The organism is Pseudomonas sp. LBUM1659 (assembly GCF_059716045.1).
In genome coordinates this window covers 5,475,555-5,494,378 of record NZ_CP166797.1, presented here as the reverse complement: position 1 = coordinate 5,494,378, position 18,824 = coordinate 5,475,555, and the positions used below count along the sequence as shown (strand labels likewise).

12 protein-coding genes, 2 tRNA genes and 3 rRNA genes are annotated in these 18,824 nt (G+C 56.2%); 13 read left to right on the top strand and 4 right to left on the bottom strand.

Going from position 1 to position 18,824, the window contains the following annotated elements; genetic code table 11:
• Positions 1–14: 14 nt before the first annotated feature.
• The 10 genes from msrP (at position 15) to ACA048_RS24945 (ending at position 11,132) form a co-directional block, all read left to right on the top strand.
• Positions 15–1,028 (top strand): protein-methionine-sulfoxide reductase catalytic subunit MsrP, encoded by a 1,014-nt coding sequence (gene msrP, locus ACA048_RS24990; protein ID WP_497626712.1) that lies wholly within the window; start codon positions 15–17, stop codon positions 1,026–1,028.
• The gene (gene msrQ, locus ACA048_RS24985; RefSeq protein WP_497626711.1) at positions 1,028–1,648 is read left to right on the top strand and encodes a protein-methionine-sulfoxide reductase heme-binding subunit MsrQ; all 621 of its coding nucleotides are present in this window, start codon (positions 1,028–1,030) and stop codon (positions 1,646–1,648) included. The genes msrP and msrQ overlap by 1 nt, the downstream gene beginning before the upstream one ends.
• A 487-nt stretch (positions 1,649–2,135) precedes the next feature.
• Positions 2,136–3,672: ribosomal RNA gene (locus tag ACA048_RS24980) — 16S ribosomal RNA — on the top strand.
• Positions 3,673–3,834: 162 nt separating this feature from the next.
• Positions 3,835–3,911, top strand: a tRNA-Ile gene (locus ACA048_RS24975).
• Between the two features lie 30 nt (positions 3,912–3,941).
• A tRNA-Ala gene (locus tag ACA048_RS24970) sits at positions 3,942–4,017 on the top strand.
• A gap of 236 nt (positions 4,018–4,253) precedes the next feature.
• Positions 4,254–7,145 (top strand): 23S ribosomal RNA (locus tag ACA048_RS24965).
• 156 nt (positions 7,146–7,301) lie between these two features.
• A 5S ribosomal RNA gene (rrf, locus tag ACA048_RS24960) occupies positions 7,302–7,417 on the top strand.
• Together the 16S, 23S and 5S rRNA genes with 2 tRNA genes alongside form the textbook arrangement of a ribosomal RNA operon.
• A gap of 149 nt (positions 7,418–7,566) precedes the next feature.
• Positions 7,567–8,226: a paraquat-inducible protein A gene (locus ACA048_RS24955; RefSeq protein ID WP_497626710.1), complete on the top strand. Its 660-nt coding sequence runs from the start codon at positions 7,567–7,569 to the stop codon at positions 8,224–8,226.
• A complete protein-coding gene (locus tag ACA048_RS24950) occupies positions 8,213–8,836 on the top strand; it encodes a paraquat-inducible protein A (protein WP_497626709.1) in 624 nt (207 codons plus the stop codon). The genes ACA048_RS24955 and ACA048_RS24950 overlap by 14 nt, the downstream gene beginning before the upstream one ends.
• A complete protein-coding gene (locus ACA048_RS24945) occupies positions 8,829–11,132 on the top strand; it encodes a PqiB family protein (protein ID WP_497626708.1) in 2,304 nt (767 codons plus the stop codon). Before ACA048_RS24950 ends, ACA048_RS24945 begins: the two co-directional genes overlap by 8 nt.
• Positions 11,133–11,274: 142 nt before the next feature.
• Here the strand turns inward: ACA048_RS24945 and mksF are convergent, their stop codons facing one another.
• The 3 genes from mksF to mksB are packed head-to-tail and all read right to left on the bottom strand — an operon-like array spanning position 11,275 to position 16,080.
• Positions 11,275–14,115 (bottom strand): Mks condensin complex protein MksF, encoded by a 2,841-nt coding sequence (gene mksF / locus ACA048_RS24940; RefSeq protein ID WP_497626707.1) that lies wholly within the window; start codon positions 14,113–14,115, stop codon positions 11,275–11,277.
• Complete coding sequence (gene mksE, locus ACA048_RS24935) at positions 14,112–14,813, bottom strand: Mks condensin complex protein MksE (protein ID WP_497626706.1); 702 nt, start codon at positions 14,811–14,813, stop codon at positions 14,112–14,114. The genes mksF and mksE overlap by 4 nt, the downstream gene beginning before the upstream one ends.
• Positions 14,803–16,080 (bottom strand): Mks condensin complex protein MksB, encoded by a 1,278-nt coding sequence (mksB, locus tag ACA048_RS24930; protein WP_497626705.1) that lies wholly within the window; start codon positions 16,078–16,080, stop codon positions 14,803–14,805. Before mksB ends, mksE begins: the two co-directional genes overlap by 11 nt.
• Before the next feature lie 238 nt (positions 16,081–16,318).
• On the opposite strand from mksB, the gene ACA048_RS24925 reads away from it, so the two are divergent.
• Together ACA048_RS24925 and rimI are read left to right on the top strand one after the other, a co-directional pair.
• Positions 16,319–17,059, top strand: a complete 741-nt coding sequence (locus ACA048_RS24925) for an energy transducer TonB (protein WP_497629931.1) — start codon at positions 16,319–16,321, stop codon at positions 17,057–17,059.
• Positions 17,052–17,504, top strand: a complete 453-nt coding sequence (gene rimI, locus ACA048_RS24920; protein WP_497626704.1) for a ribosomal protein S18-alanine N-acetyltransferase — start codon at positions 17,052–17,054, stop codon at positions 17,502–17,504. The genes ACA048_RS24925 and rimI overlap by 8 nt, the downstream gene beginning before the upstream one ends.
• Positions 17,505–17,629: 125 nt before the next feature.
• Here rimI and ACA048_RS24915 read toward each other — a convergent pair whose 3' ends face one another.
• Positions 17,630–18,034: a serine kinase/phosphatase gene (locus ACA048_RS24915; RefSeq protein ID WP_497626703.1), complete on the bottom strand. Its 405-nt coding sequence runs from the start codon at positions 18,032–18,034 to the stop codon at positions 17,630–17,632.
• 141 nt (positions 18,035–18,175) lie between these two features.
• Between ACA048_RS24915 and can the strand changes: the two genes are divergently transcribed.
• Entirely contained in the window at positions 18,176–18,820 is a 645-nt protein-coding gene (gene can, locus ACA048_RS24910) for a carbonate dehydratase (protein ID WP_497626702.1), read from the top strand.
• Positions 18,821–18,824 lie beyond the last annotated feature (4 nt).

The window sequence follows — 18,824 nt, the reverse complement described above, 5'->3', positions numbered from 1 at the left end:
GCTGCGGAGTTGCCATGCTGATCAAAGTCCCGAAAGCGTCTGACTGCCATGAGTCGGACGTCACGCCTGAATCCTTCTATCTATCCCGTCGCAATGTTCTCGGTGCTGCCGTTGCTGGTTTGGCTGTCAGTAGCCTGCCGCGCTGGGCCCGTGCCGAAGAAGCTGTGCGCTATGCGGATGTCGAGCCTGGCAAGGCGCCTTCCTGGTTTGCCGAAAAGCTTCCCTCTACTAAATGGGGCTCGATCAACGTCAAGGACGAAGCGATTACGCCGTTCAAGGATGCAACCCACTACAACAACTTCTATGAGTTCGGCACTGATAAAGGCGACCCTGCTGCCAATGCGGGGGCGTTAAAGACTGAGCCGTGGAGCGTGGTGGTGGATGGAGAGGTGGGCAAGCCAGGGCGGTATGCGCTGGAAGACTTCATGAAGCCTTATCAGTTGGAGGAGCGGATCTATCGTCTTCGCTGTGTTGAAGCGTGGTCGATGGTCATTCCGTGGATAGGGTTCCCCATCTCGGCCTTGCTCAAGCATGTCGAGCCGACCTCAAATGCGAGGTACATTCGTTTCGAAACCCTGGAAGATCCCAAAAGTATGCCGGGTCAGCGGTCAGGCTTTGCCTTGATTGACTGGCCGTATGTAGAAGGGCTGCGTCTGGATGAAGCGATGAACCCGCTGGCGATTCTGGCGGTGGGCATGTATGGGCGTGAATTGCCCAATCAGAATGGAGCGCCGCTACGTTTGGTGGTGCCTTGGAAGTACGGCTTCAAGAGCATCAAATCCATCGTGCGTATCAGCCTGGTCAGCGAGCAGCCGAAAACCACTTGGCAGAGCATTGCCGCGGATGAGTATGGCTTCTACGCAAATGTGAATCCCACGGTTGATCACCCGCGCTGGACTCAGGCGCGGGAGCGTCGTTTGCCCAGTGGTCTGTTCAAGCCGAATGTGCGGGACACGCAGATGTTTAACGGCTACGCGGATGAAGTCGCCTCTCTGTATACAGGGCTCGATTTGCGGAAGAACTACTGATGCGTTTTCCTGTTTGGCGTATGGGCGTCTTCATTGCGGCAGCGGTGTGGCCGCTGCTCTGGTTGTATCAGGCGTGGGCGGATGTGCTGGGTCCCGATCCGGGCAAGGTACTGGTCGATCGACTGGGGTTGGGGACGCTTGTTCTGCTGCTCATTACCCTCAGCTTGACGCCTCTGCAAAAACTCACCGGGTGGGCAGGGTGGATTGCGGTGCGAAGGCAGTTGGGGTTGTGGTGCTTCGCCTATGTGGTTTTGCATTTAAGCGGCTATACGGCGTTCATTCTTGGGTTCGACTGGTCGCAACTGGGTGTTGAGTTGCGCAAACGGCCGTACATTATTGTTGGTGCATTGGGGCTTCTGTGTTTGCTGGCGTTGGCGGTGACCTCCAATCGCTACAGTCAGCGGCGTTTGGGCGTTCGCTGGAAGAAGCTGCATCGCCTGGTCTATGTGGCTCTCGGGCTTGGATTGCTGCATATGTTGTGGATTGTTCGTGCCGATCTGAAGGAGTGGGCGGTGTATACCTCTATAGGGGCGTTGTTATTAGTACTGCGTATACCGGTCGTTGCCCGTCGAATCCCGCGTTTAGTGGCTAAAAAGGTACCGCCTATGCGAAAGGCCTAATTAAAGGTTGACGGCAGATTCTGGATGTCTATAATTCGCCCCACTTCCGGCGCAGTCGAAACGGAAAACTCCTTGATAAACAAAGAGTTACGCGGTTTTCGGCAGTAAGCGGCTTCAGGTCATCGAAGCCCGAAAGGAGTTGAAAAAGAGGTGTTGACAGCAGTGTGTAACGCTGTAGAATTCGCCTCCCGCTGACGAGAGATCGAAAGCGCAAGTGGTTGAAGTTACAAAGGAAACTTTGAAAACTTCTGAAAATAACCGCTTGACAGCAACAGAGGCTGCTGTAGAATGCGCGCCTCGGTTGAGACGAAAGATCTTAACCAACCGCTCTTTAACAACTGAATCAAGCAATTCGTGTGGGTGCTTGTGGAGTCAGACTGATAGTCAACAAGATTATCAGCATCACAAGTTACTCCGCGAGAAATCAAAGATGTAACCAACGATTGCTGAGCCAAGTTTAGGGTTTCTTAAAAACCCAAAGATGTTTGAACTGAAGAGTTTGATCATGGCTCAGATTGAACGCTGGCGGCAGGCCTAACACATGCAAGTCGAGCGGTAGAGAGAAGCTTGCTTCTCTTGAGAGCGGCGGACGGGTGAGTAATGCCTAGGAATCTGCCTGGTAGTGGGGGATAACGCTCGGAAACGGACGCTAATACCGCATACGTCCTACGGGAGAAAGCAGGGGACCTTCGGGCCTTGCGCTATCAGATGAGCCTAGGTCGGATTAGCTAGTTGGTGAGGTAATGGCTCACCAAGGCGACGATCCGTAACTGGTCTGAGAGGATGATCAGTCACACTGGAACTGAGACACGGTCCAGACTCCTACGGGAGGCAGCAGTGGGGAATATTGGACAATGGGCGAAAGCCTGATCCAGCCATGCCGCGTGTGTGAAGAAGGTCTTCGGATTGTAAAGCACTTTAAGTTGGGAGGAAGGGCATTAACCTAATACGTTGGTGCCTTGACGTTACCGACAGAATAAGCACCGGCTAACTCTGTGCCAGCAGCCGCGGTAATACAGAGGGTGCAAGCGTTAATCGGAATTACTGGGCGTAAAGCGCGCGTAGGTGGTTTGTTAAGTTGGATGTGAAATCCCCGGGCTCAACCTGGGAACTGCATTCAAAACTGACAAGCTAGAGTATGGTAGAGGGTGGTGGAATTTCCTGTGTAGCGGTGAAATGCGTAGATATAGGAAGGAACACCAGTGGCGAAGGCGACCACCTGGACTGATACTGACACTGAGGTGCGAAAGCGTGGGGAGCAAACAGGATTAGATACCCTGGTAGTCCACGCCGTAAACGATGTCAACTAGCCGTTGGGAGCCTTGAGCTCTTAGTGGCGCAGCTAACGCATTAAGTTGACCGCCTGGGGAGTACGGCCGCAAGGTTAAAACTCAAATGAATTGACGGGGGCCCGCACAAGCGGTGGAGCATGTGGTTTAATTCGAAGCAACGCGAAGAACCTTACCAGGCCTTGACATCCAATGAACTTTCCAGAGATGGATTGGTGCCTTCGGGAACATTGAGACAGGTGCTGCATGGCTGTCGTCAGCTCGTGTCGTGAGATGTTGGGTTAAGTCCCGTAACGAGCGCAACCCTTGTCCTTAGTTACCAGCACGTGATGGTGGGCACTCTAAGGAGACTGCCGGTGACAAACCGGAGGAAGGTGGGGATGACGTCAAGTCATCATGGCCCTTACGGCCTGGGCTACACACGTGCTACAATGGTCGGTACAGAGGGTTGCCAAGCCGCGAGGTGGAGCTAATCCCATAAAACCGATCGTAGTCCGGATCGCAGTCTGCAACTCGACTGCGTGAAGTCGGAATCGCTAGTAATCGCGAATCAGAATGTCGCGGTGAATACGTTCCCGGGCCTTGTACACACCGCCCGTCACACCATGGGAGTGGGTTGCACCAGAAGTAGCTAGTCTAACCTTCGGGAGGACGGTTACCACGGTGTGATTCATGACTGGGGTGAAGTCGTAACAAGGTAGCCGTAGGGGAACCTGCGGCTGGATCACCTCCTTAATCGACGACATCAGCTGCTCCATAAGCTCCCACACGAATTGCTTGATTCATTGAAGAAGACGAAAGAAGCAGCCTGTATCGGTTTGTAGCTGAGTTGGTTAGAGCGCACCCCATGCTTTGTGGTAAAGAGCAGGGTGAGGTCGGCCTTAGTAGCTCGAAATTGGGTCTGTAGCTCAGTTGGTTAGAGCGCACCCCTGATAAGGGTGAGGTCGGCAGTTCGAATCTGCCCAGACCCACCAATTTTGTGTGGGAAACGCCTGTAGAAATACGGGGCCATAGCTCAGCTGGGAGAGCGCCTGCCTTGCACGCAGGAGGTCAACGGTTCGATCCCGTTTGGCTCCACCACTACTGCTTCTGTTTGTATAAAGCTTAGAAATGAGCATTCCATCGTGGTGATGGTGAATGTTGATTTCTAGTCTTTGACTAGTTCGTTCTTTAAAAATTTGGGTATGTGATAGAAAGATAGACTGGACGTTACTTTCACTGGTAGCGGATCAGGCTAAGGTAAAATTTGTGAGTTAAATTGCGAATTTTCGGCGAATGTCGTCTTCACAGTATAACCAGATTGCTTGGGGTTATATGGTCAAGTGAAGAAGCGCATACGGTGGATGCCTTGGCAGTCAGAGGCGATGAAAGACGTGGTAGCCTGCGAAAAGCTTCGGGGAGTCGGCAAACAGACTTTGATCCGGAGATGTCTGAATGGGGGAACCCAGCCATCATAAGATGGTTATCTTAAGCTGAATACATAGGCTTAAGAGGCGAACCAGGGGAACTGAAACATCTAAGTACCCTGAGGAAAAGAAATCAACCGAGATTCCCTTAGTAGTGGCGAGCGAACGGGGACTAGCCCTTAAGTGGCTTTGAGATTAGCGGAACGCTCTGGAAAGTGCGGCCATAGTGGGTGATAGCCCTGTACGCGAAAATCTCTTGGTCATGAAATCGAGTAGGACGGAGCACGAGAAACTTTGTCTGAATATGGGGGGACCATCCTCCAAGGCTAAATACTACTGACTGACCGATAGTGAACTAGTACCGTGAGGGAAAGGCGAAAAGAACCCCGGAGAGGGGAGTGAAATAGATCCTGAAACCGTATGCGTACAAGCAGTGGGAGCCCACTTTGTTGGGTGACTGCGTACCTTTTGTATAATGGGTCAGCGACTTATTTTCAGTGGCGAGCTTAACCGAATAGGGGAGGCGTAGCGAAAGCGAGTCTTAATAGGGCGTCTAGTCGCTGGGAATAGACCCGAAACCGGGCGATCTATCCATGGGCAGGTTGAAGGTTGGGTAACACTAACTGGAGGACCGAACCGACTACCGTTGAAAAGTTAGCGGATGACCTGTGGATCGGAGTGAAAGGCTAATCAAGCTCGGAGATAGCTGGTTCTCCTCGAAAGCTATTTAGGTAGCGCCTCATGTATCACTGTAGGGGGTAGAGCACTGTTTCGGCTAGGGGGTCATCCCGACTTACCAAACCGATGCAAACTCCGAATACCTACAAGTGCCGAGCATGGGAGACACACGGCGGGTGCTAACGTCCGTCGTGAAAAGGGAAACAACCCAGACCGTCAGCTAAGGTCCCAAAGTTATGGTTAAGTGGGAAACGATGTGGGAAGGCTTAGACAGCTAGGAGGTTGGCTTAGAAGCAGCCACCCTTTAAAGAAAGCGTAATAGCTCACTAGTCGAGTCGGCCTGCGCGGAAGATGTAACGGGGCTCAAACCATACACCGAAGCTACGGGTATCACTTAGGTGATGCGGTAGAGGAGCGTTCTGTAAGCCTGTGAAGGTGAGTTGAGAAGCTTGCTGGAGGTATCAGAAGTGCGAATGCTGACATGAGTAACGACAATGGGTGTGAAAAACACCCACGCCGAAAGACCAAGGTTTCCTGCGCAACGTTAATCGACGCAGGGTTAGTCGGTCCCTAAGGCGAGGCTGAAAAGCGTAGTCGATGGAAAACAGGTTAATATTCCTGTACTTCTGGTTATTGCGATGGAGGGACGGAGAAGGCTAGGCCAGCTTGGCGTTGGTTGTCCAAGTTTAAGGTGGTAGGCTGGAATCTTAGGTAAATCCGGGATTCTAAGGCCGAGAGCTGATGACGAGTGTACTTTTAGTACACGAAGTGGTTGATGCCATGCTTCCAAGAAAAGCTTCTAAGCTTCAGGTAACCAGGAACCGTACCCCAAACCGACACAGGTGGTTGGGTAGAGAATACCAAGGCGCTTGAGAGAACTCGGGTGAAGGAACTAGGCAAAATGGCACCGTAACTTCGGGAGAAGGTGCGCCGGTGAGGGTGAAGCATTTACTGCGTAAGCCCATGCCGGTCGAAGATACCAGGCCGCTGCGACTGTTTATTAAAAACACAGCACTCTGCAAACACGAAAGTGGACGTATAGGGTGTGACGCCTGCCCGGTGCCGGAAGGTTAATTGATGGGGTTAGCTAACGCGAAGCTCTTGATCGAAGCCCCGGTAAACGGCGGCCGTAACTATAACGGTCCTAAGGTAGCGAAATTCCTTGTCGGGTAAGTTCCGACCTGCACGAATGGCGTAACGATGGCGGCGCTGTCTCCACCCGAGACTCAGTGAAATTGAAATCGCTGTGAAGATGCAGTGTATCCGCGGCTAGACGGAAAGACCCCGTGAACCTTTACTATAGCTTTGCACTGGACTTTGAATTTGCTTGTGTAGGATAGGTGGGAGGCTTTGAAGCGTGGACGCCAGTTCGCGTGGAGCCAACCTTGAAATACCACCCTGGCAACTTTGAGGTTCTAACTCAGGTCCGTTATCCGGATCGAGGACAGTGTATGGTGGGTAGTTTGACTGGGGCGGTCTCCTCCTAAAGAGTAACGGAGGAGTACGAAGGTGCGCTCAGACCGGTCGGAAATCGGTCGTAGAGTATAAAGGCAAAAGCGCGCTTGACTGCGAGACAGACACGTCGAGCAGGTACGAAAGTAGGTCTTAGTGATCCGGTGGTTCTGTATGGAAGGGCCATCGCTCAACGGATAAAAGGTACTCCGGGGATAACAGGCTGATACCGCCCAAGAGTTCATATCGACGGCGGTGTTTGGCACCTCGATGTCGGCTCATCACATCCTGGGGCTGAAGCCGGTCCCAAGGGTATGGCTGTTCGCCATTTAAAGTGGTACGCGAGCTGGGTTTAGAACGTCGTGAGACAGTTCGGTCCCTATCTGCCGTGGACGTTTGAGATTTGAGAGGGGCTGCTCCTAGTACGAGAGGACCGGAGTGGACGAACCTCTGGTGTTCCGGTTGTCACGCCAGTGGCATTGCCGGGTAGCTATGTTCGGAATAGATAACCGCTGAAAGCATCTAAGCGGGAAACTAGCCTCAAGATGAGATCTCACTGGGACCTTGAGTCCCCTGAAGGGCCGTCGAAGACTACGACGTTGATAGGTTGGGTGTGTAAGCGCTGTGAGGCGTTGAGCTAACCAATACTAATTGCCCGTGAGGCTTGACCATATAACACCCAAGCAATCTGTGAACTCGAAAGAGACCAGATTGCGGTGTGTGAAGACGATACACATTCGAAAATTCGAAACGAAACACACAAATCTATTACATACCCATTCGCTGGAGCGTGATCTCGCAAGAGAAAACGACCTGGCTACCGAATTTCTTGACGACCATAGAGCATTGGAACCACCTGATCCCATCCCGAACTCAGCAGTGAAACGATGCATCGCCGATGGTAGTGTGGGGTTTCCCCATGTGAGAGTAGGTCATCGTCAAGATTAAATTCCGAAACCCCTATCTGCGTATGCAGGTAGGGGTTTTGTTTTGCCCGAAAAAAAGTACTCCTCTAATTAGCGCACAAATTGACGCAGTTATTTTCGATTCATACCTCTAGAATAGGCCCAACTTTCTCGGAGCCAGAGCCTTTATGCCAGATTCGGTTGACGCCCAAAGGCTGTCAGAATTACCGCTGGACGATTTGGTCGCATGTCATGAGTGCGACTTACTGATGCGAAAACCCGAACTCGCCCATGGCGAGAAAGCGCTGTGCCCGCGCTGCGGTTATGAACTCTACGCCCATCGGCACAACGTCGTGCAACGCAGTCTCGCCTTGGTCATCGCCGCGTTATTGCTGTATGTGCCGGCGAACTTTTTACCCATCATGGAGCTCAATCTACTCGGGCAATCGTCTAAGGACACTGTCTGGAGCGGCGTTGTCGCCTTGTTCGATACCGGCATGCAAAGCGTTGCGGTGATTGTGTTCCTGTGCAGCATGGGAATCCCTTTGCTCAAACTGCTCTGCCAATTGGCAGTCTTGTTGAGTATTCGCTTTGATATCGGACGCAGCTACGGCTTGCTGCTCTATCGCATTTATCACCATTTACGGGACTGGGGAATGCTTGAGGTTTACCTCATGGGCGTACTGGTCGCGTTCGTAAAACTGGCAGATATGGCAGCCATTAGTGTAGGTCTTGGTCTGGTGTGCTTTATCAGTTTGCTGTTGGTTCAGGTCGGGTTGGAGGTTGTGATGTCGCCTCATCAGATCTGGCAGGCTTTATCAGGAGAGGATGCCCATGCGGGCGATTGATGCAGGCATTCTGATTTGTGCTGAATGCCATGAGTTGAACAAGCAGGAAGCTGACAGCGATGAGCAAGTCTGCACTCGTTGTGGTGCGCTGGTTCATGCCCGTCGCCCGAACAGCCTGGTGCGCACCTGGGCGCTGCTGATTACCGCTGCGATTCTATACATCCCGGCCAACATGCTGCCGATCATGACCATCAATTCACTTGGCAAGGGCGCCCCCAGCACCATCATGTCCGGCGTGATTGACCTGGTTCATTACGGCATGTTTCCCATCGCGGCGGTGGTGTTCATTGCCAGTATTCTAGTGCCGACGTTCAAATTGGTGGGCATCGGGTTGCTGCTGTTTTCGATACAGCGCCGCCAGCCACTCTCGGCTCGTCAACGAATCTGGATGTACCGCTTTATCGAGTTCATCGGCCGCTGGTCGATGCTGGATATCTTTGTGATCGCCATCCTGGTGGCGGTCGTGAATTTCGGCCGGCTTGCCAGCATTGAAGCCAATCTTGGCGCCATCGCCTTCGCCAGTGTGGTGATTTTGACGATGCTTGCCGCAGTTTCTTTCGATCCCCGACTGATTTGGGATAACACGGAGTCGGACGACGACCATGACTGATTTGCCTACAGCTAAAACCCGACCGGCCTCGAACTGGTCGGCCATTTGGATTCTGCCCCTGGTTGCTTTGATCATCGGCGGCTGGCTCGGCTGGCGTGCTTATAACGAGACAGGCATCGAAGTTCAGATACGTTTCGAAAGCGGCGAAGGCATCCAGGCCAACAAGACCGAAGTGGTCTACAAAGGCATGTCCGTCGGTAAGGTGAAAGCCCTCAAACTCGATGACGAAGGCGCTTCCAAAGGCGTGATCGCGACTGTCGAGATGAATAAGGATGTCGAGCAATACCTCAAGACCAGCACACGCTTCTGGCTGGTCAAACCGAGCGTGACACTGGCCGGTATTACCGGTCTGGAGACGCTGGTTTCGGGTAATTACGTAGCGATCAGCCCCGGTGAAGGTGAGCCCACTCGCAAATTCAAGGCGCTGGCCCAAGAACCACCGTTGTCCGACGCCAAGCCGGGTTTGCACCTGACCATCAAGGCTGATCGTCTCGGTTCTCTGAACCGTGGCAGCCCTGTGTTCTACAAGCAGATCAAGGTCGGCGAGATCAAAAGCTACGTGCTCTCGGAAGACCAGAGTACCGTCGAGCTCAAAGTTTTCATTGAACCCACCTACGCCAATCTGGTGCGCAAACACACGCGTTTCTGGAACGCCAGCGGCATCAGCATCGATGCCAACCTGTCCGGTGTGAAAATTCGCAGCGAGTCACTTGCGAGCATCGTCGCCGGTGGTATCGCGTTCGCCACTCCGGAGAATCGCAAGGACAGTCCACCCACCGATCCAAGCCTGCCGTTCCGTCTCTACGAAGACTTTGACGCCGCGGCAGCCGGTATTCGGGTCAAGGTCAAACTCACCGATTTCGAAGGCTTGCAAGCAGGCCGTACGCCGGTGATGTACAAAGGCATCCAGGTCGGCACTCTGAAAGCGCTGAAGGTTGATCCGGACCTGTCCGGTGCCACTGCGGAATTGACCCTCGATCCATTGGCCGAAGATTACCTGGTCACCGGCACTCAGTTCTGGGTGGTCAAACCGTCGATTTCCCTCGCGGGTATCACCGGTCTGGAAGCGTTGGTCAAAGGTAACTACATCGCGGTGCGCCCTGGCGATAAAGGTTCAGCACCGCAGCGTGAATTCGTGGCACGGCCCAAGGCGCCGCCGCTGGATTTGCGTTCGCCGGGCCTGCACCTGGTGTTGTTCACCGAAAACCTCGGCTCGCTGGAAGTCGGCAGCCCGATTCTCTACAAGCAGGTCAAGGTCGGTTCGGTCCAGAGTTATCAATTCTCCAAGAAAACGAAGCGACTGGTAATCGGTGTCCACATCGAGAAGGAATACGAAGGGTTGGTTAACGCCTCGACGCGATTCTGGAATGCCAGCGGCATCACGCTCACGGGCGGACTGACGGACGGAATCCAAGTCAAAAGTGAATCGCTGCAAAGCCTGATGGCGGGGGGCATCGCCTTTGAGACGCCTGAAGCCAAGGCACCGCTGCAAAAGAAGATTCCGCGTTTCCGTCTGTTCGCCAACCATGACGAGGCCAATCAGAAAGGTACCGTGGTCACCCTCAAGGTTGAGCGCGCCGATGGCTTGCGTAACGGCACTCCTGTGAGATTCAAAGGCCTGGATGTCGGCAAGATTGAAGACGTTGACCTCACCGATGATCTGCAATCGGTGATGCTCACAGCACGGATCACCGTAGTGCCAGAGCGCATCGCCCGGGTCGGCAGTCAGTTCTGGGTGGTGAAACCTGAGTTGGGTCTGATCAAGTCCTCCAACCTCGAAACCCTGGTCACCGGCCAATACATCGAAGTGCAGCCCGCACCGAAAAATCTTGGGCCACAAACGAACTTCGTCGTCTTGGCCAATCCACCAGAGTCGGCCAAGCAGGAAGCTGGTTTGAGTCTCGTCCTGAGTGCCGCTCGCCGTGGTTCGCTGAAAACCGGTGTGCCGGTAACGTACCGCGAAATCACTGTCGGCAAGGTCACGGGCTATGAGCTCGGGCAGACGGCGGATCGTGTGTTGGTGCACATTCTGATCGAGCCGAAATACGCGCCGCTGGTGCGCAGCGGTACGCGTTTCTGGAACAGCAGCGGTTTTGGTCTCGACTACGGCTTGTTCAAAGGCGCAACAGTGCGCACTGAATCGCTGGAGACGCTGATTCAAGGCGGCATCGCCTTTGCCACGCCGGACGGTGATCGCATGGGTAGCCCGGCGCGGGCTGAGCAAACCTTCCCGCTGTTCGACAAGTTCGAAGATGAATGGCTGACCTGGGCGCCGAAGATCGCAATCGGCAAGTAGTTTATCGGCGCCTGTGATGCCGCCTTCGCGGGCTTGCCCGCGAAGAGGTCCTCAAATTCGCTGAAAGCCTGAAAGATGTACCTACAAAATAAAAAGGCCGCCATCCATTGGATCGCGGCCTTTTCGTATCTGACGGTTTAACTCAGACTACATCCAGCTCCGGCTCATCAGCTGGCACTACAACGTTCGCCTTCACCTCATCATGACGACGAATGTACTTCCAGTCCGCCTCATCGATGTAGATCCCGTTCGGCCCGCTGCCACCTTCCAGGTCAATCGCAACACTGGCGCAAACCTGTGGTTTAACGCTCGCCAGGATCGGCACGAAGCCCAGTTGCAAACTGGTTTCCAGCAGCGCTGCCTGGTTCTTCTCGTCGATGTCTGCCGCCTCGTCGAGGTAATACGGCAGGCGCACGCGACCGGCCTGGTCGCGGTCCATCAAGTGCAGCAACAAGTACATGTTGGTCAGCGCCTTGATGGTCATCGTGGTGCCGTTGGAGGCGGCGCCATCGATGTCGGTATGGATCACCGGCTGACCGTTGACCTTGGTGATTTCGAACGCAAGTTCGAACAAGTCCTTCAGACCGAGCTGGTTGTGGTTTGCCGCCACCAGCCGCGCCAGGTACTCCTTGGCTTCTTCGTTCTTGTTGTCCTGATCGGCGCTTTGGCTGAGGTCGAAGACAGAGAGGGTTTCGCCTTCTTCGTATTGGCCGGCGCTGTGGATGATCTGGTCGATGTGCTTGAGCGCTTCCTTGTTTGGCGCGAGCACGATGCGGAAGCTTTGCAGGTTGGACACCTGACGCTTGTTGATCTCGCGGTTGAACAGCGCCAGTTGATGCTCAAGGCTGTCGTAGTCGCTGCGGATGTTGCGCAGGGTCCGGGCGATGTCGGTGACCGCCGCACGGCGTGCCTTGCCCAGTGTCAGGGCTTCGTCGGTGCGGTGCGCGTACGCGTTGATCAGCAATTGCAGACGACGTTCCATATCGTCTTCGCTGTCGAACTTGGCCACGCCTTTAAGGCGAACCTGCGCATACAGCGCTTCAATCTGACCGTCACTGCGCAGCAAACCCTGCCAGCTGTCCTGATAGTCGTTGAGCAGCGGCAGCAGGTTGTCCATGGAGTCTTCGATCGGGTCCATGAACGGCGTGCCGAACGGCAGGTCTGCCGGCAACAGCTGACGGCGGCGCAGGGCGTCGTCGAGGGTGCGTTGCTTGGCTTCCATGTCACCGATCTGACGGCCGACCAGTTGCAACTTGGCCGACAGTTGCTGGACGCGTTCGGTGAAGGCATCGCTGGAACGCTTCAATTCGTCCTGCGCCGCTTCCATTTGCGCCAGTTGCTCAAGCTTGTCGCCTTCCTCGGCGCTCAGGGTTTGCGCGCGACGGAAATCTTCCAGGGCTTTCTGTGCATCCAGCACTTGCTGGTACAGCGCTTCGGTCTGGGTCTTGCTCGCCGCGCGGTCGGCGGCGACGGCCTGTTGGGTCTTGAGTTGCTTGAGTTCTTTGTCCAGACGCTCTTTCTGATCGCGCAACGCGGCACGGTCAGCCAGGGCTTGCAGCGCTGGCGGTTCGATGTGCGAAATGTCTATAGACAGGCCCGGCACTTCGAAGCGCTCGCCTTTGAAGCCGTCGAGGATCAGCTCCATGGATTTGACCCACTGACCGTCCTCGTCCAGCGTAATGCCGTGCTCACCCAGCGGCAGGCTGAACAAAGCGCTATTGAACAGACGCATCAAACGCTCGACGTCCTGCTGCGAGAACTCTTCACGCAGACGGGCGTAGCTGTTGTTGTCAGCGTGATCGAGCTGCTGCTTGACCGACTTGAGGCGTTTTTCCAGATCGCGCAGACGTTCGTCCAGATCTTCGGCAGAGAACTGCCGCGACTGCGCCAGTGCGCCGGCCAGTTCATCGTGCGCGTCCTTGGCCGCAAGCAGTTGCTGCTCCAGCACTTTGACGTCATCGACCAGCGCGAAGCGATGCTTGAGCACCGACAACTCGCCGAGCCAGCGCTGGATGCCGGTGATCTCCCGTTCCAGACGCATCAGTTCTTGCGTGCCACCGCGCTGATCGTTTTGCAGCGCGTCCTGCTCGTTGCGGTAATGCTCGGCCTGAATCGTCAGTTCTTCCTTGCGCGCACTGGCGTAGTCCGACCAGGTGCCGAGCAGCGAATCCAGTAGAGGCGAGATCCGGTGCAATTTGCCGCGCAGGATATTGCGCTGGGCCACGCCTGAGGCCAGTGCTTCAACCAACGGGCCGGCGGTGACCAGCGAGTTGTAATCCTGCTCCATGCGCCGCACATCGCGGAACGCTTCTTCGCACGCGGCGATGTAGTCGACGCTGCCGGAGCGCAGGCTGTGCTCGAACGCATCGAGGAACAGTTGCTTGAGCTTGGCCGCGGTGATTTCGCGCATGTGCAGCAGGTTGATGAACAGCGCGCGGAAGGTCTTCAGGCTTTGCTCGCTGGTGGAGCGCAGCGGGATCAGCGTCAAGTCCAGCGGAATCGAGGTGTGACCGCCGACTAGCAAACGACGCAGCTCATCAGGCTTCAATTCGTAGGCTTTGAGGCCTTCGCGTTCGAGGTTGGTGAACAGTTCTTTCTGGCGCAGGCAGGTGTCGTTTTTCTGGTAGTGCGCCAGATCCAGTTTGCCGGCATAGGCAAAGAACTGGTGACCGAAACCACCGCCCGGGCCGCGACCAACCACGCCAATCACGTGCGGGCCGTGGGGCAGCGAGACTTCAACGAGGATGTAACTGGTATCCGAGGCGAAATAGAAACGCCGGGATTGTTCCAGGCTGTACTTGCCGAAACTCATGTCCGACATGCGCGCCAGAATCGGGAACTGCAAGGCGTTGATCGAGGCGGATTTACCGAGGTTGTTTGCGCCGTAGACCGACAGCGGTTCTTCCAGCGGAAACAGGCCGAGGCTGTAACCGGCGGTGTTCAAAAGGGCAAAGCGGCGAATGCCGTAGCGTTCCTTGCTCATGCGTCGGTCTCCTGTTCTTCGGCAATGGCGCGGGCCATGGCGTCTTCTTCGCTTTCTTCTTCGAAGTCACTGAGGTCTAGCGGATCATCGGTTTCCAACAGCTTTTCATCGCTGTCGTCATCGATCAGCACCGGGGCCGGCAATGGCAGCACGCTGTGCAGGCTGGCCGCCAGATCGCGGTCCTGCTGAACCGACAGGCAGACATCGAGGAAGCGGTGCATCGGCGGCAGGAAACGGTAGATGCCGTTTTCTTCGCCGGCGAAACCGAGCTGGGTCATGCGGCGCATGATTTTTTCTTCGAGCTCTTCGACGGTCTGCACTTCGGCCTGGATGAACAGGTCGCGGTACTTTTCCAGCAAGGAAGGCAATTCATCGCGGCCGAGGCTGCCGCCGTCGAGCACGGCGACCGGGTCACGGCCCTGATCCGCCAGGTGCTCGACGAGGATGAAGGTGAACAGCGCCAGTCGTTGCGCGGTTTTGTTCACCGCGGCAGCAGCAAGGTCCGGCACGAAGTAGTAGAAACCACGGGTGTCACACACCAGTTCGAAGCCCAACGCCTTGAACAGCGTGCGGTACTGGTCCTGGAAGTTCGACAGTTGTGCGTACAGCTCCGGGTCGCGGCGGCTGACGTGGTAGCCCTTGAACAGCTCGCGAAAGATCGGCGCCAGCTGGGACAGTTCGTTTAGATCAAGATGCATTGGGTGTGCTCGCAGAATTCTCGGTGGCGGTGTCGCCGGCCGAGAGCAGGGCGAAGGAGCGCAGGCTGACCTGATGCTCATGAGTGTGGTAATCGCGGCGCTCCAGACGCTCGCGTTTGAAACGTTTCTCCCGCGACAGGCGGGAGAACCAGTACAGCAATTCGTCGGTGGCGCCGTCCGGTTCCTGCTCCAGCAGCCAGGTCATCAGGTCCGGCATCGGCAGGGCGTCTTCGCAGCGTTCGAGCATTTCGCGAACGGTGCGTGGCGCGCGCGGTGTTTCGCCTTTCTGAGTCTTGTGGGCCTTGGGGAAGCGCGCCGGTTTCGGTTCGAAACGGGCCAGCGCATACACGTAGGCTTCGACCTGACTGGCGCTGCCGAGGAAGGTGCTTTGCGGTCGGGTGAACATCGGCATGGCGGCTTGCGGCACCGCATCGATGCCTTTACGACGGATGGCCGACAAGGCCAGCGCCGCACCACGGGTCACGGCATTGTGGCGGCGGGCTTCTTCACGCAGCGGCAGCAACAGTTCGCGAGCATGACGCAGGGTCAATTGAGCGCTGGTCTGCATTTCGAGGATGCGCGCGTGGGTACGCAGCAGCATGTCGTCGTCGACCAGGTGGCCGAGGCGTTGCTGCTCGGTGAGCATCTTCAGCAGGACATTTTCGACTTTGCGCACGCCTTGTTCGAAGGCGCCATCGGCGTTTACCAATTGAATCATCGGCTCGACGTATTCGTCCCAGGTCGCCAGCACTTCGGCGTAACGCTGACGCAACGGAATCTGCCGGTCGCTGGTTTTGGCACGTTCGGCGACGGCCACCAGCGCCTGTTCGTCGTTGGCGAGTTTCTTCAATACGTCGCGTACGCGCATATCGAGCAAGCGTAATTGGCGCGCCAGATCGTGGCCGTCGCGAATGTCGAAGGCGTCCTGAATGTAACCGGCCAGGCGTTCGAGGTGACGCAAGTAGGCTTCGATTTCCAGGCACAGGCCCAGACGGTGCTCACGGCGCAGGTAGGCGAGGAAGTCGTGGATCTGCGCATTGAGCTCGAACCGGTTCGGGCTTTTCGCCACCGGAACCAGAATATCGAGGCGGATCCACACGTCCAGCAGGCTGGTGATGTCCTGCGGCGTACTGTCGAGTTGCTGGGCGGCCAGTTGCGTGCGCAGTTCGTTGAGGCTCAAGGTGCCTTGGTCGAAGTGCTCGCACAGTGGCTCCAGAAGTGCCCAGTGTTCAGCGAGGGCGCGCAAGACGCGCTTGGGTTCGATCATCGGAATGGCCGGCTGGTTGGCGATTAAAAGCCGCGATTGTACTGCATCAGGGCCGATGCGATTCACTCTCGGGACAGGCTGTCGCCATTTTTCATAGGTGGAAAGACTATCGGTGAAGTCTATTGATCAACAGCGCGGGCGATCTTGAGCGAAGGGCGGTAGAATCACCGCACTTTAGTTATCCACAAGTGGCCGACCTTTGCTTATCGAGTCCCGTCGCCGCGCTTATTTGACCGCCATGCAGGTGGTCAACTGGCTGCCGCGCACCGAATTGCCCTTTGCCGCGCCCTCGCGACCCGAGCTGCTGGAGATGCCCGAGCCGTTGGTCTTGGCGCCGATGGCCCCGGTTCCAGCGGCTGAAGCGCCCATGGAGCCTGTGGTCAAGCCGGCCGAGCGGGTGAAAATCGAGGTGCCGCGCCCGTCGTTGGCCAGTACGCGGACCCACGCCAAGGTCGAAGAAGAGACGGCGCCGGTCGTCGCCAAGGCGGTGCAAGTGCCGCCGCCGCGCTTCGCCCTGCAATTGCTGCGCGCCGGTCGCTGCCTGTTGCTGGTGGAGTTACCCACAGGCGAAACGTTCCAGACCCGCGATCCCGCCTATTTGCTGCTCAAAGACATGCTGCGCGCCGCCGGTCTGCCGGACAGCCCGCAGATAGTCGGCGAACCGGTACGCTGGCCGCTGCTGGCTCGCGGCACCATGGATCAAGGCCCGGAAGCGGCTCGCGACTTCGTGCAGGGTTTTCTCTCGGCCCGCATCGAAGACGCCCCGTGCGTCTGCGTGTGGCTGATCGGTCTCCCGGCGGTGCGGTTTGCCGGTGAGGCCAATGCCGAATCATTCAACCGTGAACTCCAGGTCGAAGGCCTGGGCTCGGTCTGGGCCCTGCCGGGTCTGGAATTATTAATGGAAGAGCCACAGCGTAAGGCTGATGTCTGGCAAGCCATGCGTCGGCTGATGGCGCGCTGGAAAGAATCAAATGAGTGACGCTGTATCGTTCCGCCCAATGACCGAGGCGGACCTGGACGCTGTACTGAAAATCGAATACGCGGCATACAGCCATCCGTGGACCCGCGGGATTTTTCTCGATGGGCTGGGCAAATATCAGATCTGGCTGATGTTCGCAGGGCAGCAGCAGGTCGGGCATGGCGTGGTGCAGATCATTCTTGATGAGGCGCATCTGCTCAATATCACCGTGAAACCGGAGAGTCAGGGCCGTGGCCTGGGTTTGACGCTGCTGGAGCACTTGATGTCGATTGCCTACAAAGCTGAGGCGCGGGAGTGTTTTCTGGAAGTTCGTGACAGTAACCGCTCGGCATTTCGCTTGTATGAGCGGTACGGGTTTAACGAGATTGGCCGGCGTCGGGATTATTATCCGGCGGTGGGAGGACGGGAAGATGCGGTCGTCATGGCCTGCACTCTGGTGGATTGAGCCTTAAAAGCATCGCGGGCGAGCCCGCTCCCACAGGATCTATGACAGCCATAGATTTTGTGTGCTGAGCAAATCCACTGTGGGAGCGGGCTTGCCCGCGATGGCTTCCTGTCAGGCGCTACAAATCAACGATTCCCATCCATCGGATCCCGATTCGCCATCTCCGCCTCATCCAGTCCATTACCGCCGCCAATGTCATCTTCATCGACAATGCTCAAATCCCAATCCGCCTGATCGCCTTCACCCGCTTCATGAGCATCCCGCGCACCATCCTCAAGGATTAGCGTTTCCGGGCTCATGTCATCATCGGTAGACGCGTGATCATCGGTCGAGGCGTCCGTCATGCCCGCTTCACGCAGGCGTTCAATGGGCATCAGCCGTTCGCGTTCGGTTACCGGCAGTTCGTCACCGATTTTGCCGCCGGGTTCTTCCTCGTCGAAGTCCAGCTCACGCACCGTACCCATGCGGTCTTCGTTGTCGTCGATCGACTCGGGTTGCGTCGCATCGAACGGCCGTCGTGATTCAGTCATGGCAATTCCTCATACTGTGGGTCTTACTACGGTGGACCCACTGGGCTCCTGAGAATTCCACCGGCCCTACTTGCATCAAGCGCGTGACCTCGACGGGCGGTTGTCTGTCAAACCAGCGCATCATTCTTGAGGCTTTACAGCATGAACGAATTACAAGATCTGATTGATAACAACGAACGCTGGGCTGAAGCGATCAAACAGGAAGATCCGGACTTCTTCTCCAAGCTGGCCCGCCAACAGACGCCGGAATATTTGTGGATTGGCTGCTCCGACGCCCGTGTGCCGGCCAACGAGATCGTCGGCATGCTGCCCGGCGACCTGTTCGTGCACCGCAACGTGGCCAATGTGGTGCTGCACACCGACCTCAACTGCCTGTCGGTGATTCAGTACGCCGTGGACGTGCTCAAGGTCAAACACATCCTGGTGACCGGTCACTACGGCTGTGGCGGTGTGCGCGCCTCGATGCAGGATCGCCAGCTGGGCCTGATCGACGGCTGGCTGCGCTCGATTCGCGACCTTTACTATGAAAAACGCGAAGAGCTGGCCAGGTTGCCGACGGAAGAAGAGCGAGTCGACCGTCTCTGCGAGCTGAACGTGATTCAGCAAGTGGCGAACGTCGGGCATACCAGCATTGTGCAGAACGCCTGGCATCGAGGGCAGAAACTGTCGATCCATGGCTGCATTTACGGCATCAAGGACGGGCGCTGGAAAAGCCTGAACGCGACCATCAGCGGGTTTGAGCAACTGCCGCCGCAATACCGTCTGCGTCCGGTCGAGACGTTGTAAAGGT

Bases quoted from the DNA above. Each gene is read 5' to 3' on its own strand.
- msrP (WP_497626712.1), top strand. From the start codon at position 15: ATGCTGATCAAAGTCCCGAAAGCGTCTGACTGCCATGAGTCGGACGTC.
- msrQ (WP_497626711.1), top strand. From the start codon at position 1,028: ATGCGTTTTCCTGTTTGGCGTATGGGCGTCTTCATTGCGGCAGCGGTG.
- ACA048_RS24955 (WP_497626710.1), top strand. From the start codon at position 7,567: ATGCCAGATTCGGTTGACGCCCAAAGGCTGTCAGAATTACCGCTGGAC.
- ACA048_RS24950 (WP_497626709.1), top strand. From the start codon at position 8,213: ATGCGGGCGATTGATGCAGGCATTCTGATTTGTGCTGAATGCCATGAG.
- ACA048_RS24945 (WP_497626708.1), top strand. From the start codon at position 8,829: ATGACTGATTTGCCTACAGCTAAAACCCGACCGGCCTCGAACTGGTCG.
- mksF (WP_497626707.1), bottom strand. From the start codon at position 14,115: ATGAGCAAGGAACGCTACGGCATTCGCCGCTTTGCCCTTTTGAACACC.
- mksE (WP_497626706.1), bottom strand. From the start codon at position 14,813: ATGCATCTTGATCTAAACGAACTGTCCCAGCTGGCGCCGATCTTTCGC.
- mksB (WP_497626705.1), bottom strand. From the start codon at position 16,080: ATGATCGAACCCAAGCGCGTCTTGCGCGCCCTCGCTGAACACTGGGCA.
- ACA048_RS24925 (WP_497629931.1), top strand. From the start codon at position 16,319: ATGCAGGTGGTCAACTGGCTGCCGCGCACCGAATTGCCCTTTGCCGCG.
- rimI (WP_497626704.1), top strand. From the start codon at position 17,052: ATGAGTGACGCTGTATCGTTCCGCCCAATGACCGAGGCGGACCTGGAC.
- ACA048_RS24915 (WP_497626703.1), bottom strand. From the start codon at position 18,034: ATGACTGAATCACGACGGCCGTTCGATGCGACGCAACCCGAGTCGATC.
- can (WP_497626702.1), top strand. From the start codon at position 18,176: ATGAACGAATTACAAGATCTGATTGATAACAACGAACGCTGGGCTGAA.